This window comes from Rhizobium sp. LEGMi-198b, from assembly GCF_054114205.1.
On record NZ_JBSYVH010000001.1, the window covers coordinates 120,220 to 135,071 of the forward strand.

General features: G+C 58.9%; 13 protein-coding genes. 4 read left to right on the forward strand and 9 right to left on the reverse strand.

Going from position 1 to position 14,852, the window contains the following annotated elements; genetic code table 11:
- Positions 1-84 precede the first annotated feature (84 nt).
- Both ACXHXG_RS00555 and ACXHXG_RS00560 read left to right on the forward strand, forming a co-directional pair.
- On the forward strand, positions 85-1,071 hold the full coding sequence (locus ACXHXG_RS00555; RefSeq protein ID WP_457898207.1) for an aldo/keto reductase: 987 nt from the start codon (positions 85-87) through the stop codon (positions 1,069-1,071).
- Positions 1,072-1,280: 209 nt separating this feature from the next.
- Positions 1,281-1,628, forward strand: coding sequence for a hypothetical protein (locus tag ACXHXG_RS00560; protein WP_457898208.1), 348 nt, complete (start codon positions 1,281-1,283; stop codon positions 1,626-1,628).
- 124 nt (positions 1,629-1,752) lie between these two features.
- Here ACXHXG_RS00560 and hupB read toward each other — a convergent pair whose 3' ends face one another.
- From hupB to clpP, 4 genes are all read right to left on the reverse strand, one after another.
- On the reverse strand, positions 1,753-2,028 hold the full coding sequence (gene hupB, locus ACXHXG_RS00565; RefSeq protein WP_104822664.1) for a DNA-binding protein HupB: 276 nt from the start codon (positions 2,026-2,028) through the stop codon (positions 1,753-1,755).
- Positions 2,029-2,233: 205 nt separating this feature from the next.
- Positions 2,234-4,654, reverse strand: a complete 2,421-nt coding sequence (gene lon, locus ACXHXG_RS00570; RefSeq protein WP_104822663.1) for an endopeptidase La — start codon at positions 4,652-4,654, stop codon at positions 2,234-2,236.
- Between the two features lie 420 nt (positions 4,655-5,074).
- Entirely contained in the window at positions 5,075-6,352 is a 1,278-nt protein-coding gene (clpX, locus tag ACXHXG_RS00575; protein WP_028753990.1) for an ATP-dependent Clp protease ATP-binding subunit ClpX, read from the reverse strand.
- A gap of 302 nt (positions 6,353-6,654) precedes the next feature.
- The gene (gene clpP / locus ACXHXG_RS00580; RefSeq protein ID WP_104822662.1) at positions 6,655-7,287 is read right to left on the reverse strand and encodes an ATP-dependent Clp endopeptidase proteolytic subunit ClpP; all 633 of its coding nucleotides are present in this window, start codon (positions 7,285-7,287) and stop codon (positions 6,655-6,657) included.
- A 409-nt stretch (positions 7,288-7,696) separates the two neighbouring features.
- On the opposite strand from clpP, the gene ACXHXG_RS00585 reads away from it, so the two are divergent.
- Together ACXHXG_RS00585 and ACXHXG_RS00590 are read left to right on the forward strand one after the other, a co-directional pair.
- On the forward strand, positions 7,697-8,950 hold the full coding sequence (locus ACXHXG_RS00585) for a GGDEF domain-containing protein (RefSeq protein ID WP_457898209.1): 1,254 nt from the start codon (positions 7,697-7,699) through the stop codon (positions 8,948-8,950).
- Positions 8,951-8,991: 41 nt separating this feature from the next.
- Positions 8,992-10,236: a cytochrome P450 gene (locus ACXHXG_RS00590; protein WP_104822660.1), complete on the forward strand. Its 1,245-nt coding sequence runs from the start codon at positions 8,992-8,994 to the stop codon at positions 10,234-10,236.
- Between the two features lie 171 nt (positions 10,237-10,407).
- On the opposite strand, the gene pstB is transcribed toward ACXHXG_RS00590, so the two are convergent.
- From pstB to ACXHXG_RS00615, 5 genes are all read right to left on the reverse strand, one after another.
- Positions 10,408-11,166 (reverse strand): phosphate ABC transporter ATP-binding protein PstB, encoded by a 759-nt coding sequence (gene pstB, locus ACXHXG_RS00595; protein ID WP_199773566.1) that lies wholly within the window; start codon positions 11,164-11,166, stop codon positions 10,408-10,410.
- Between the two features lie 107 nt (positions 11,167-11,273).
- On the reverse strand, positions 11,274-12,125 hold the full coding sequence (gene pstA, locus ACXHXG_RS00600; protein ID WP_104822658.1) for a phosphate ABC transporter permease PstA: 852 nt from the start codon (positions 12,123-12,125) through the stop codon (positions 11,274-11,276).
- 11 nt (positions 12,126-12,136) lie between these two features.
- Positions 12,137-13,108, reverse strand: coding sequence for a phosphate ABC transporter permease subunit PstC (pstC, locus tag ACXHXG_RS00605; RefSeq protein ID WP_457898210.1), 972 nt, complete (start codon positions 13,106-13,108; stop codon positions 12,137-12,139).
- Positions 13,109-13,182: 74 nt separating this feature from the next.
- Positions 13,183-14,154, reverse strand: coding sequence for a phosphate ABC transporter substrate-binding protein PstS (gene pstS / locus ACXHXG_RS00610; protein WP_457898800.1), 972 nt, complete (start codon positions 14,152-14,154; stop codon positions 13,183-13,185).
- A 326-nt stretch (positions 14,155-14,480) separates the two neighbouring features.
- On the reverse strand, positions 14,481-14,825 hold the full coding sequence (locus ACXHXG_RS00615) for a cupin domain-containing protein (RefSeq protein WP_285168167.1): 345 nt from the start codon (positions 14,823-14,825) through the stop codon (positions 14,481-14,483).
- Between the last annotated feature and the right edge of the window lie 27 nt (positions 14,826-14,852).

The following is a 14,852-nucleotide window of genomic DNA, read 5'->3' on the forward strand; positions in this document are numbered from 1 at the left end:
GATCTTGCAATGTCGCCCCAGGCTTGTCCGCACTCTGAGCGGCTGGTAGTGCCTTGGCATTTCATCACGAACGGAGACAATTCCATGAAACACGATGCTTTTGGCCGCACGCCCTTTATCGTTACAAATGTCGGCTTCGGCGCCTGGCAAATCGGCGGCGCCTGGGGTGATGTCAGCGAGGCGGACGGCCGCGCCGCCTTGAATGCTGCGCTCGACGCCGGCATGACCTTCATCGACACGGCCGACGTCTATGGCGACGGCCGCTCAGAAAAGATCATCGCAGACGTGTTGAAGGCGCGCGGCGGCACGCACCCGATGGTCGCGACCAAAGCCGGCCGTCGACTCAACCCGCACGTCGCCGACGGCTATAACAAGGCCAATCTCGAAGGCTTCATCGACCGCAGCCTGAAAAACCTCGGCGTCGACAGCCTGGACCTCGTGCAGTTGCATTGCCCGCCGACAGAGGTGCTCTACCGCCCCGAAGTCTTTGCCGGCCTTGACGAACTGCAGAAGGCCGGAAAGATCAAGGGCTACGGCGTCAGCGTCGAGAAAGTCGAGGAGGCGCTGAAGGCGATCGAATATCCGGGCGTGCTCAGCATCCAGATCATCTACAACATCTTCCGCCAGCGTCCCGACCACCTGTTCTTCAAGGAAGCCAGGCGCAAGAATGTTGCGGTCATTGCCCGTGTGCCGTTGGCCTCCGGCCTGCTTTCCGGCAAGATCACCCGCGATACCCAGTTCGCCAGCGACGATCATCGCAACTTCAACCGCCACGGCGAGGCCTTCGATGTCGGTGAGACCTTTGCCGGCGTTCCTTTTGAGGTCGGCCTGCAGGCGGTCGAAGAAGTGCGCAAGCTGGTTCCGGCGGGCGCCAGCATGGCAGCGTTCGCACTGCGCTGGATCCTGATGAGCGAAGCAGTCACCGTCGTCATCCCCGGTGCGCGCAATGCCGAGCAGGCCAGAGCCAATGCGGCAGCCGCCAATCTTGCGCCGCTTTCGGCCGATGTCATGGCGGCAACGCGCGAGATCTACGAACGTCTGATCGCCCCGCACGTTCATCACCGCTGGTAACGATAGGAGTTTCTGGAAAAATGCGTGGCCGGGTGCAGATCCGGCCACAGATTTTTTGTCCGGACGCTTCTTTGATCGCCCTCTGCAATTCCGAGCCTCCACTACGCCAGCAATTGAGATTGCCGGGCAATGAAAGCGGTGCATAAATCACGATCGGACATCAGGAAATGGGGGCTACAAGCACCCTCCAGGCAGGATAGGGAATTAATATGATCGTTCGTTCTTGGCGAGCCGTTGCTGGCTCCGATGAGGTGCTGGCGGCTTATGCGAAGCATCTTGAGACAACCACCTTTGTTGAAATGGCGCAGCTTCCCGGCCATCTTGGGGCGACCCTCGCCCGCAGGGTTCGTGGCGAGAACAATGAGCTGGTGGTTATGAGCTTTTGGGCCGATATGGCCTCTGCCGGTCACTTTGGCAAAGGTGATTTTGACGATGCGGTGGTGAAGGCAAGTACCCAGAAGCTTTTGCGCTCCTTCGATCTGAAGGTCGAGTATTTTGAGACCGTGGTTTCGACCGGGCTGGTCTCCGGTCATGATCGCCCCCGCGGCGACGAGTAGAGTTGGCACACCTGACCAAAAGTAGTCATTGGTGCATCGCTACAAAAAAGGGGGTCCGAAATGCTTCGAACCCCCTATATCCTCCACCATGGAGCAAAAGCCCCAATAGGCGGGTGAAAACGGATCAGCCGTTGACGGCGTCCTTCAGGCCCTTACCGGGCGTGAACTTCGGCACGTTACGAGCCGCGATATCAACTTCAGCGCCGGTGGACGGGTTACGGCCCTTCGTAGCTGCACGGTGGGAAACGGTGAAGCTGCCGAAACCTGCGAGACGAATGTCGCCGCCCTTCTTCAGTTCAGACTGGACGGTATCGAAAACAGCGTCAACAGCGGAAGCAGCGTCAGCCTTCGTAATACCGGCCTTCTCGGCCACTGCGGACACGAGCTCATTCTTATTCATGTTTCCACCCCTTTCTACTGGTATGAAACGACTCATCTTGTAAGCGGGGCGCAGAATACGAGTGCTCTAGCCCGCCGCAACCCCCAAAAGCCCTGCAAATCAAGGAAAAGCAAGCGCTGTCAAAAGCTTTTCACAAAAAAGACCGGCATTTTGCCGGTCTTTTCTGGTTTCATGTCAATTCGGCGCAAATGAGGCTCAACCACGCCTAGTGCGCGATGGCAGCACCCACATCGTCGACGCCTTCAACCGTTGCGATCACGGGCGTTTCAACGGTGCCATCCCACTCGATCGGCTCCGGTCTGCGGATCAGCGCATGCTTGATCACCTCGCCCATGCGCGATACCGGAACGATCTCCATGTTGTTCTTCACGTTGTCCGGAATCTCCGCCAAATCCTTGGCGTTTTCCTCCGGAATCAGCACCTTCTTGATGCCGCCGCGAAGCGCTGCAAGCAGCTTTTCCTTCAGGCCGCCGATCGGCAGCACGCGGCCGCGCAGCGTGATTTCACCGGTCATGGCGACATCCTTGGAAACGGGGATGCCGGTCATGATCGAGACGATTGCGGTCGCCATGGCGACACCAGCCGAGGGACCATCCTTCGGCGTCGCACCTTCCGGCACGTGCACGTGGATGTCGCTCTTGTCGAAGAGCGGCGGCTGGACGCCGAAATCGACGGCGCGCGAGCGGACATACGAGGCCGCCGCGGAAATCGATTCCTTCATGACTTCCTTCAGGTTGCCGGTGACCGTCATGCGGCCCTTGCCCGGCATCATCACGCCTTCGATCGTCAGCAACTCGCCGCCGACTTCCGTCCAGGCGAGACCGGTGACAACGCCGACCTGATCGTCGCGTTCCGCTTCGCCATGGCGGAAGCGCGGAACGCCGAGATATTCGTCGATATTCGCAGCGGTAACCGCGACGGACTTGGCCTTGCCCTTGATGATCTCGGTGACCGCCTTGCGGGCGAGCTTCATCAATTCGCGCTCAAAGTTACGCACACCTGCTTCGCGGGTGTACTGCTGGCTGATCGCCATCAGGGCGTCGTCGCTGACCGAAAATTCATTCGGCTGCAGCGCATGTTCCTTGATGGCCTTCGGCAACAGGTGCCGCTTGGCGATTTCGCGCTTCTCGTCTTCGGTGTAGCCGGCGATACGAATGATTTCCATGCGGTCCATCAGCGGCGCAGGGATGTTCAGCGTGTTCGCCGTCGTGATGAACATCACGTCAGACAGATCGTATTCGACTTCCAGGTAGTGATCCATAAAGGTCGAGTTCTGCGCCGGGTCCAGTACTTCCAGCAAGGCTGAAGACGGATCGCCGCGGAAATCCATGCCCATCTTGTCGATTTCGTCGAGCAGGAAGAGCGGGTTGGACTTCTTGGCCTTCTTCATCGACTGGATGACCTTGCCGGGCATCGAGCCGATATAGGTGCGGCGGTGACCGCGGATTTCGGCTTCGTCACGAACGCCGCCAAGCGCCATGCGGACATACTCACGGCCGGTCGCCTTGGCGATCGACTGCGCGAGCGAGGTCTTGCCGACGCCCGGAGGGCCGACGAGGCAAAGGATCGGGCCCTTGATCTTCGTCGCGCGCGCCTGGACGGCCAGATATTCGACGATGCGCTCCTTGACCTTGTCGAGACCGAAATGATCCGCTTCGAGGATCTTCTCGGCATTGTTCAGATCGGTCTTGATCTTCGACTTCTTGTGCCAAGGGATGCCCAGCAGCCAGTCGAGATAGTTGCGCACGACGGTGGCTTCCGCCGACATCGGGCTCATCTGACGCAGCTTCTTCAGCTCCGCATCGGCCTTTTCCTTGGCTTCCTTGGAGAGCTTTGTCTTGGAGATGCGCTCTTCCAGTTCGGCCATCTCGTCGCGGCCCTCTTCGCCGTCGCCGAGTTCCTTCTGGATCGCCTTCATCTGCTCATTCAGGTAGTATTCGCGCTGGGTCTTCTCCATCTGGCGCTTGACGCGCGAGCGGATACGCTTTTCGACCTGCAGAACCGAAATCTCGCCTTCCATGAAACCGAGCGCCTTTTCGAGGCGGCCCTTGACGCTGGTGGTTTCCAGCATTTCCTGCTTCTCGGTGATCTTGATCGACAGATGCGAAGCGACGGTGTCGGCGAGCTTCGAGTAGTCGTCGATCTGGCTGGCGGCGCCAACCACTTCCGGCGAAATCTTCTTGTTGAGCTTCACGTAGCTTTCGAATTCCGAAACGACCGAGCGGCTTAGCGCTTCCAGTTCGACCGGATCTTCATTCGGCTCATTCAGGACATGGCCGAGGGCCTCGTAAAAATCCTCGCGACCCGTATAAGTGTCGATCTCTGCGCGTGCCCGGCCCTCGACCAGCACCTTGACGGTGCCGTCTGGGAGCTTCAGGAGCTGCAGCACATTGGCTACCGTGCCGACCCTGTGGATTGCGTCCGGGGCGGGATCATCGTCGCTGGCATTGATCTGGGTGACGAGCATGATCTGCTTGTCGGACCCCATGACCTCTTCCAGCGCGCGGATGGACTTCTCCCGTCCGACGAACAGCGGCACGATCATGTGGGGGAAAACCACGATGTCGCGCAATGGCAATACCGGATAGGCAATGCTCTCATTTGCCGCAGACGTTTTCTTAGTCATGTCATTTCCTTTCCGTCGTCCCGTTCCCGGGCTCTTCTGCCGGCATGGGGGAATTAGCCGGCTCTCTCACTTGGGTTAGAAGTGGAGCTTCACATCATTCATTTCAAGTCGTGCAAAACGCGCTGCAGGGTGGCGAAACGCGCATGTCACGAGGAGGAACGCAACAACAAATACCGGGCCACGGCTACTCGAACATTGCCGGCAACACGGGCCCCACAAGGACCGAAGCCGGACGCAAAATCATATCCGCCGAGGATTCCCAGAATCACGCCATCATGGCCGCGGCAAGCGCTCTTCACAACCGGTTTCGTCGGCGTTCCAATAAGCTTATCCCGGACTTTATCAGGAAACTGTACGATTTTTCAAATAGAAAGGGGCCCGTCAACGACGAGCCCCTGATTTCAACCGCAAATCCGGCAATTAGGCAGTGGCGTTTGCCTTTTCTTCCTGCCGGTCGGCATAGATGTAGAGCGGGCGGGCGGAGCCGCGAACGACCTCTTCGGAGATGACCACTTCGCGAACACCTTCCAGCGCCGGCAGATCGAACATGGTGTCGAGCAGGATCTTTTCCATGATCGAGCGCAGGCCGCGAGCGCCGGTCTTGCGCACGATCGCCTTGCGGGCGATTTCGCGCAGCGCGTCCTCGTGGAAGGTCAACTCGACGTCTTCCATCTCGAACAGGCGCTGGTACTGCTTGACGAGCGCGTTCTTCGGTTCCGACAGGATCTGGATCAGCGCATCCTCGTCGAGGTCTTCCAGCGTCGCCAGAACCGGCAGACGGCCAATGAACTCCGGGATCAGGCCGAACTTGACCAGGTCTTCCGGCTCCAGTTCACGCAGCACTTCGCCGACGCGACGGTCATCCGGCGCCTTGACAGCGGCGCTGAAGCCGATCGAGGTCTTTTCGCCGCGAGCGGAGATGATCTTGTCGAGACCGGCGAAAGCGCCGCCGCAGATGAACAGGATGTTCGTGGTGTCGACCTGCAGGAATTCCTGCTGCGGATGCTTGCGGCCACCCTGGGGAGGAACCGAAGCGACCGTGCCTTCCATGATCTTCAGCAGCGCCTGCTGCACGCCTTCGCCCGACACATCGCGGGTGATCGACGGGTTGTCCGACTTGCGCGAGATCTTGTCGACTTCATCGATGTAGACGATGCCGCGCTGGGCGCGCTCAACATTGTAGTCGGCAGCCTGCAGCAGCTTCAGGATGATGTTTTCGACATCTTCGCCGACGTAACCGGCTTCGGTTAGCGTCGTGGCGTCAGCCATGGTAAACGGCACGTCGATGATACGGGCCAGCGTCTGTGCGAGGTAGGTCTTGCCGCAGCCGGTCGGGCCGACGAGCATGATGTTCGACTTCGCCAGTTCGACATCGCCGTTCTTCGACGCATGCGCGAGACGCTTGTAGTGGTTATGAACTGCCACTGACAGGATCTTCTTCGCCTGCCTCTGGCCGATGACGTATTCGTCGAGAACCTTGATGATATCCTGCGGTGTCGGCACGCCGTCACGGGATTTCACCATCGAGGACTTGTTCTCCTCGCGGATGATATCCATGCAGAGCTCGACGCATTCATCGCAGATGAAGACGGTCGGTCCGGCAATAAGCTTCCGGACTTCATGCTGGCTCTTGCCGCAGAATGAACAATACAGGGTATTCTTGGAGTCGCCGCCGTTGCTGCCGCTGACTTTGCTCATATCATTTTCCTTCCAGCACGCCGCTGATTCCCAGATTGAAATCGCGGTCCACTCAATGCGCCCACCGGACCTGCCCCTCGTTTATCAGCAGATCGCGGCGCTCTTCGGGGTACTGAACGTAGCCCAGACAACATATCCGGGCTGCGGTGGCAACGAATCCCCCTTCGAATGCCGAATGCTATGTCATAAAATCGCTACATAGCATTAATGCTTACTATTACCGTGTTCTACACCACATTAAACCCCTATTCGATCACAAATGGGATAGAACTGTGGCGTAGAAGACACCGCCCGTGGATAACTCAGGCGGGGGTTTCACCTTCCATTTCAGTACGAGACGTCAGCACCTTGTCGATCAGACCCCATTCCTTCGCCTCATCGGAGGACATGAAATGGTCACGATCGAGCGTCTGTTCAACCTCTTCGTAAGTCCGGCCGCAATGCTTGACGTAGACTTCGTTCAGGCGGCGCTTCATCTTGATGATGTCGCGGGCGTGACGCTCGATGTCCGAAGCCTGCCCCTGGAAGCCGCCGGAAGGCTGGTGAACCATGATGCGGGAATTCGGCGTGGCGAAACGCATGTCCTTGTCGCCGGCCGCGAGCAGCAGCGAGCCCATGGACGCAGCCTGGCCGATGCAAAGCGTGGATACGGCGGGCTTGATGAACTGCATGGTGTCATAGATTGCCATGCCGGCGGTGACAACGCCGCCCGGGGAATTGATGTAGAGCGCGATTTCTTTCTTCGGGTTTTCCGCCTCGAGGAAGAGAAGCTGGGCGCAGACCAGCGTCGCCATTTGATCTTCGACCGGGCCCGTCAGGAAGATGATGCGTTCCTTCAGCAGGCGAGAATAGATGTCGTAAGACCGTTCCCCGCGGTTGGTCTGCTCAACAACCATCGGCACCAGAGCCATAGCTGTATCGACTGGATTTCTCATGTGCGTCCTTTACCAAGCTTGCCCCGGCGGCGAAAACGCCGGGAATCGAATAAAATCCCTTACCCTACATAGAGTGTCACTGCCCTGCACTTCAAGACGCGCGAAAGGATAACGTCAAAAAGGCCTAATGGCCCAGGAGATGTTGAGGAAGCGTTTCTAACCGCTGATTTCCTCATGCCAATAGCTCCGATGACGCTCTCCGCGCGGTCCACCGCTTTTCCCAACTGCAGGGTGAAGGAAGGATGAAGCGCAGACGAGCTTGGCACAGCGTAATCCCATGCGCAGGTAAAATTTACCAAGCGACTTAAGGAACTCACCATCTTATTCGGCGATGATGCCTCCATTGCAAGCGTTACCGTGTCCTTTGCGCCGACGAAATCCGCGCCACGGTAAAGGAGAAACGCATATCGTGCTCAATATCACAACGGGCCTCACCATCTGGTGTTCGGAAGCGATTACGCTCGCAACCGTGCTTTTCTTTGCCTGGCGGCATGATCGCCAGACGCCTGCCTATTTGATGTGGTCGCTGGGCTTCACCGTCAGCGCCGTCGGGTTCGCCCTCGTGGCAGCGCGCGGCTTCATTCCGGATTTCCTGTCGATCGAAGTCGGCAACGGCATCGCTCTGCTCGGCGAAAGTGCCTGGATCGCCGGCTTTTGCTGGATGGACAATCGCCGGCTGGACTGGCGGGCGCTGTTCCCGCCAGCCATCTGGTTTGCCGGCGTCGAACTGCCTTGGATTCACGAGAGTTTCGTCAATCGCGTCATCCTCTACGATCTCGCCGGCGCGGTCGGCGCGACGCTGCTTGCCGCCGCGGTCCGCCCGGCGGAAGGCCGGCGCGAAGGGGTGCGCGGTCTGCTCGGCTTCGTTTTCATGGCGCTCGCCTGCCTTTGCTTTGTTTCCGCCATGTCGATGACGCTTCTGCAGCTCAACCTTGAGGAAGCGCAGAGCTATCGCAGCTACTCCGCCCTTGGCAGCGCGTTGCTGATCACCACGGCAATCGCACTCACTGGCAAGCTGATGATGGAGCGGTCCGAACGACGCTGGCGGGCGATATCGGTCACGGATACGTTGACGGGCGTGCTGAACCGACGCGGCCTGCAGGATTATTTCGAACTTGTCGCCGGAAAGACGACCAAAGACTCGCGGAAGATCGCCACGCTGCTGTTCGATCTCGATCACTTCAAGGCGATCAACGACCGTTATGGCCACCAGACGGGCGATATCGTGCTTGCCGAATTCGCTCGCATCGGACGACAGTTCGTGCCTCGCAACGGCGCATTCGGCCGCATGGGTGGCGAGGAATTTACCGCCTTCATCCTCGTAGACGACCAAGCGGAGGCCGAGGCGATCGCCGAGACGATCCGCCTGGACTTCTGCCGTGTGCCGCTGCTTGCCGGCCGCTCGTTAGTGCCAGCGACCGTCAGCATCGGTCTGGCGATCATGCCATGCGAAAACGCCAATTGGGACCGATTGGTTTCCGCCGCAGATCGGGCGCTTTATGCCGCCAAGCGCGGCGGCCGCAATTGCACGATCGTCTTCAGCGAGGCGGAAGCGGCAATGGCCACCGATACCCCGCCCGATCCGAACGGCGGCGAGCTTGTGCCGACACTCGATGATCAGATTCATGCGCTGCGCCGCCTCGGTACGCTGGCACGGATGTAACGGCCTTTTCCCATCCGCTTTATTCCGATAATCCTTTCGTCATGACCACATCCTCCGTTTTCTCCATCGATCCCGTGGCGCGTCGCGTGTCCCTCAATGCGCGCGATCCCGCCTTCTACAACAATCCGAACGCCGTCTATGCCGCCCTGCATGCCGAATGTCCCACCTTCTATTGGGAACAGCAGAAGCAATGGTATTTCACCGGCTATGACCATGTGAACGGCCTGCTGCGCGACCGCCGCTTCGGCCGGCAGATCCTGCATATCGCCAGCCGCGAAGAACTCGGCCTGCCCGCGCCGCAGCCGCATCTCAAAAATTTCGATCTTGCCGAACAACATTCACTGCTCGAAATCGAGCCGCCCGAGCACACGCGGCTGAGAACCCTCGTCAACCGCGCCTTCGTCTCCCGTCACGTCGAGAAGATGAAGCCGGAGCTGGCGGAGCTCGCCAACCGGCTGATCGATAATTTCGAAGAAAAAAGCGAAGTCGAACTGCTGTCGGCCTTTGCCGATATCATTCCCGTCACCATGATCGCGCGGATGATCGGCATTCCGGAAGAGATGGGGCCGCAATTGCTGAAGTGGTCGCATGCCTATGTACGCATGTACATATTCGGCCGCACGCCCGAAGACGAGCTTGCCGCCGATCAGGCAGCCAAGGAATTTGCCGACTACGTGAAAACGGTCATTCGCGAGCGCCGCGCCAATCCGCAGGACGATCTCCTCACGCATATGATCACAACCGAGCATAAGGGCCAGTATCTGACCGAGGACGAGCTGGTCTCAACGACGATCGTGCTGCTCAATGCCGGCCACGAGGCGACGGTGCATCAGATCGGCAATTCCGTCCGTGTCATTCTGGAGAACGGCTACGCACCTGCCGCGCTTTTCAAGGATGAGGCGACGACGGAGCGTACTGTCGAGGAAACGCTGCGAATCTGCGCGCCCGTGCATGTCTTCCAGCGCTGGTGCCTGGAGCCGGCAGAAATCGACGGCGTGTCCTTCCAGCGTGGCGATAAGGTGGCGTTGATTCTCGCCGCCGCCAATCTCGACCCCACGAAGTTCTCCGATCCCCTCACCTTCAAGCCCGACCGCAACGAAGCACCCAATCTCTCCTTCGGCGCCGGTATCCATTTCTGCATCGGCGCGCCGCTGGCGCGGCTGGAATTGAACGTGGTGCTGCCGATCCTGTTCGAACGCCTGCCCGGCCTGACGCTCAAGAAGACGCCGGAGGTCAAGGATCTCTATCAATTCCACGGCCTCGACAAGCTGGAACTGAGCTGGTGAGTTAAGTATTGCCTTTGGCCGAGAGCCCGCCAATCCCGATTGCGCGTTACGCCTTGATTGCAGGACTATCCGCTAGGTTCATTGATCGCCTAAAACGCAAAATGGCGCGCCGGGCGGGCGCGCCATTGCAAAACCCTTGGCAGCGGGCGGCATGCGCCCGCCTCTGCCATATCAGCCGTAACGGCCGGTGATGTAGTCTTCCGTGCGCTTGACCTTCGGCGCCTGGAAAATCTGCTCGGTCGCGCCGTATTCGATCAACTCACCTAGATACATGAAGGCGGTGTTGTCGGAGATACGGCTCGCCTGCTGCATGTTGTGCGTCACGATGACGACCGTGAACTCGCCCTTAAGCTGCGAGACCAATTCCTCGACCTTGGCGGTCGAGATAGGATCGAGAGCCGAAGTCGGCTCGTCGAGAAGCAACACGGATGGCTTCACCGCGATGGCGCGGGCGATGCAGAGACGCTGCTGCTGGCCGCCGGAAAGGCCAAGTCCGCTCTGGTGCAGCTTTTCCTTCACTTCGCTCCAAAGCGCAGTTTCAGTCAGCGCCGCTTCGACGCGGGCGTCCATTTCCGCCTTGGAAATCTTCTCATAGAGCCGGATGCCGAAAGCGACGTTTTCATAGATCGACATCGGGAACGGCGTGGGCTTCTGGAACACCATGCCGACCTTGGCACGCAAATCGTTCAGATCGACGTCCTTGGCGAGGATATTGCGGCCATCCAACAGGATCTCGCCGCCAACAGTCTGGCCCGGATAGAGATCATACATCCGGTTGAAGGTGCGCAGCAGCGTGGACTTGCCGCAACCCGAAGGGCCGATGAAGGCGGTGACCGCATTTTTGCGGATGTTCATGTTCACACCCTTCAGAACGCGATGGCCGTTCTGATAGGTGAAATCGAGGTTCTTCACCTCAAGTTTCGCGAGCATGCCGGGACCCGACTGTGAAACGGCGTCCTTCCCCGACTGTGCGTTGACGCTCTGGAAATTGCTGTCGCTCATGTTCATGGTTTCATTCCTATCGTTCGGCGGCTGCGTCACTGGCGGCGCCCACTCAAGACACGGGCAAGGATGTTAAGGGCTAGGATGGCAACGGTGATGATCAGCGCGCCGGCCCAAGCCAGTTGTTTGAGATCCTCACCTGCATCGGCGGCGAGCGTGTTGATGGCAACCGGCAGCGTGGCGATTGGACCGGTCACGCCCGCATTCATAAATTTGCTGTAACCGGCGGTGAAGAGAAGCGGCGCGGTTTCGCCGCTGATACGGGCGACGGCCAGCAGGATGCCGGTGAGGATGCCGGTCCAGGCGGAACGGTAGATCACCATCATCATGGACTTCCAGCGCGGCGCGCCGAGCGCGGCGGTCGCCTCACGAAGCGCATTTGGCACCAGCAACAGCATATCCTGCGTCGTGCGGTTGACGACCGGAAGGGCGATCAGCGCCAGCGCGAGGATGCCGGCGATGGCGGAGTTGCCGTGCATGGGCACGACCACGAGGCCGTAGACGAACACGCCGATGATGATCGAGGGTGCGGACAGCAAGATGTCGTTGATGAACTTGGCGGCCTCGGCAAGCTTGGTGCCGTTGGCATATTCCACCAGATAGGTGCCGGCGAGAATGCCGATCGGCGCGGCGATCAGGATGGCGCAGCCCGTGACCAGCACGGTGCCATAGATCGCGTTGATCAGACCACCGCGCGAGCCCTGCGCCGGGATCGACATCGTGAAGACGTCGAGGCTGAGTGCCGATACGCCGCGATAAAGCAGGGTCACAAGGATCACGCTGAGAAAGAATATGCCGAGGATGGCCGCGAGGAAGCACAAGGCCATCATCACGCGGTTCTTCCCATAGCGCCTCGACACGAGATTCTGACGAATTGCATTTTCCATGGGTGTTTTCCTCAATGCGCGTCGCCGCGGCCGATCATCCATCTCGCCGCTGCTAGCACGCAGAAGGAAAGGACGAACAGGAGCAGGCCGAGCGCGATCAGGCTCGACAATTGTAGACCGTCGGCATCGCCGAAGTTGTTCGCGATCTGGGCGGAAATGGTGGTGGACGGCGAAATGATCGACGATTGCAAACGGCTAACCGAGCCTACAACGAAGGTGACGGCCATGGTTTCGCCAAGCGCGCGGCCGAGGCCGAGCATGATGCCGCCGACGAGGCCGCGACGTGTATAGGGGATCAGGATGTGGCGGGCCACCTCCCATGTGGTCATGCCCATGCCGTAAGCGGATTCACGCAACATCGGCGGCACGGTGCTGAACACGTCGCGGGCGATCGCGGTGATGAACGGCAGGATCATGACAGCCAGCACGAGGCTTGCCGTCAACAGGCCGACGCCCGGGGCCGGCGGCTGGAACAGCAGGCCGATCAACGGCACTTGGCCGATCGTCATCATAAGGAAGGGCAGGATATAGTTCTGCATCAGCGGCACGAGAATGAACAAACCGACGATACCGTAGATAATGGAGGGCACACCGGCCAAAAGCTCGATGGCCGTGCTGATCGGACGTCGCAGGCTGCCGGGGCAAAGTTCCGTGAGGAAGATGGCAATGCCGATGCCGAGGGGAACGGCAATCAGCATGGCGATGAACGAACTCACCAGCGTACCGACCACGGCAGGCACTGCACCGTAGATGTCAACGGGAGCGCTCCACTTTGTGCCAAAGAGGAACGACAAGCCGAAGGTCTGGAAGGTTGGCAAGGCATCGATGACAAGAACCACCAGGATTGCCAGCAGCAGAAGCACGACGAGAGTAGCCGAGCCAAGCGTCATAAAATAGAAAATCCGATCCTGCGTCCGGAATTTTCTGGTGCTGGCGGTGGTATCTATAGCCTGGAAGGCAGCCGTCTGAGTCGCGTCAGCCATCGATTTCCCCTTGTCCGTGACGAAAGGCGGACAGGGCTATACCCTGTCCGCCGCAGCTTCTCACCCAGCACAAATTACTTCGTGCCGAAATCCTTCTGCCAGGACTTCTCGACAATCTCGACGACATTGTCCGGGACTGCCAGATAAGACAGGGCGGTCGCGTCCTTCTGACCGTTCTGATAGGACCACTTGAAGAACTTCAGGGCCTCTTCGTTCTTAGCGGCATCGGCCGGCTTCTTGTAGAGCATAACCCAGGTCGAAGCGGCAATCGGCCAGCTCTTTTCGCCCGGCTGATTGGTGATGATCAGGTTGAAGTTCCTGGCATGAGCCCAATCGGCGTTGGAAGCAGCAGCCTTGAATGTATCGAGGCTAGGCTCGACAACCTTGCCGGCAGCATTCTTCATCTTCGCGAAACCGATATGGTTGGCGACGACGTAAGAATATTCAACGTAAGAGATCGAACCAGCCGTCTGGTTGACAGTGGTGGAAACGCCTTCGGAACCCTTGGCGCCAAAGCCGACCGGCCATTCAACTGCCGTGTTCGAACCAACCTTTTCTTTCCACTCCGGCGAAACCTTCGACAGGAAATCGGTGAAGTTGAAGGTCGTGCCCGAGCTGTCGGCGCGATAAACGACGGAGATCGCGGTGGAAGGCAGCTTCACGTCGGGGTTCAGGGCCTTGATGGCTGCATCGTCCCACTTGGCGACCTTGCCGAGGAAGATGTCGGCCAGCGTCTTGCCGTCGAGAACGAGTTCGCCCGGCTTTACGCCTTCAACGTTATAGGAAACGACGATACCGCCGGAGATCATCGGGAACTGGGCAATGCCGTTCTTCTCGAGGTCAGCGTCGCTCATCGGCTTGTCCGAAGCGCCGAATACGATCGTCTTGTCGAGGAGCTGCTTGATGCCGGCGCCCGAACCGACCGACTGGTAGTTGACGACGTTGTTCGTCGCAGCCTTATAGCCTTCAGCCCACTTGGACATAACCGGCGCGATAAAGCTCGAGCCGGCGCCCGTGATGTCGGCAGCCGAGGCCGACACGGACATAGCCGCGATGAAGCCTGCAGTCAGGCAAAGCGAACGAAATTTCTGATTCAACATGATTGAACTCACTTCCTCAAGTGATGAATGGATGGCGAGCAGGATCTGAGCACGGAACGTCCCCATCGGTTCGTAACCCCCACCTCAATCTCCTGGCGACAGTGATGGCTCTAATCTCGCAGTGTTTCAGTTTGATGACAGTTTGGTGAAAGGCCAGTGACACAACTTGCGGCAATGAAAACGGCTATTTGCGCTGGCCGGCTAACAAATGCCTGCGCGCGTCCGAGCGGCGCTGGCCGTCCTGATTTGATTCGACCGGCTTTGCGGCGCCTTCAGAGACGGATCACATAATCCTTTCGGGTGGTTTCAATGACTTCCCACGTCCCCTTAAAGCCGGGTCTCAGAATCATCCGATCGCCGGCACGCAGGTGAAAAGCCTCGCCATTTTCGGCAGTTACCACCGAGTAGCCGGAAAGGATATGGAAATACTCCCACTCGTCATAGACGATTCGCCATTTTCCGGGCGTTGCCTCCCATATGCCCGCGTAGAGGCCGCCATCAGCTTCCTCGACATTCCAGGTGCGGAACTTTGGTGCCCCGGAAACGATGCGATCGTCGGCGGGAGCGCCAACTTCCGGCTCGATGCCGTCGGGGTCCAATCGTAAATACGTTGTCATAATTCTTCCGTCCCGATCTGGAAACGC

Coding starts and splice junctions, on each gene's coding strand:
- ACXHXG_RS00590 (WP_104822660.1), top strand. CDS start 8,992: ATGACCACATCCTCCGTTTTCTCCATCGATCCCGTGGCGCGTCGCGTG.
- ACXHXG_RS00560 (WP_457898208.1), top strand. CDS start 1,281: ATGATCGTTCGTTCTTGGCGAGCCGTTGCTGGCTCCGATGAGGTGCTG.
- pstB (WP_199773566.1), bottom strand. CDS start 11,166: ATGCTCGCGAAACTTGAGGTGAAGAACCTCGATTTCACCTATCAGAAC.
- lon (WP_104822663.1), bottom strand. CDS start 4,654: ATGACTAAGAAAACGTCTGCGGCAAATGAGAGCATTGCCTATCCGGTA.
- pstS (WP_457898800.1), bottom strand. CDS start 14,154: ATGTCCGTGTCGGCCTCGGCTGCCGACATCACGGGCGCCGGCTCGAGC.
- clpP (WP_104822662.1), bottom strand. CDS start 7,287: ATGAGAAATCCAGTCGATACAGCTATGGCTCTGGTGCCGATGGTTGTT.
- clpX (WP_028753990.1), bottom strand. CDS start 6,352: ATGAGCAAAGTCAGCGGCAGCAACGGCGGCGACTCCAAGAATACCCTG.
- ACXHXG_RS00555 (WP_457898207.1), top strand. CDS start 85: ATGAAACACGATGCTTTTGGCCGCACGCCCTTTATCGTTACAAATGTC.
- pstC (WP_457898210.1), bottom strand. CDS start 13,108: ATGGCTGACGCGACTCAGACGGCTGCCTTCCAGGCTATAGATACCACC.
- ACXHXG_RS00615 (WP_285168167.1), bottom strand. CDS start 14,825: ATGACAACGTATTTACGATTGGACCCCGACGGCATCGAGCCGGAAGTT.
- hupB (WP_104822664.1), bottom strand. CDS start 2,028: ATGAATAAGAATGAGCTCGTGTCCGCAGTGGCCGAGAAGGCCGGTATT.
- pstA (WP_104822658.1), bottom strand. CDS start 12,125: ATGGAAAATGCAATTCGTCAGAATCTCGTGTCGAGGCGCTATGGGAAG.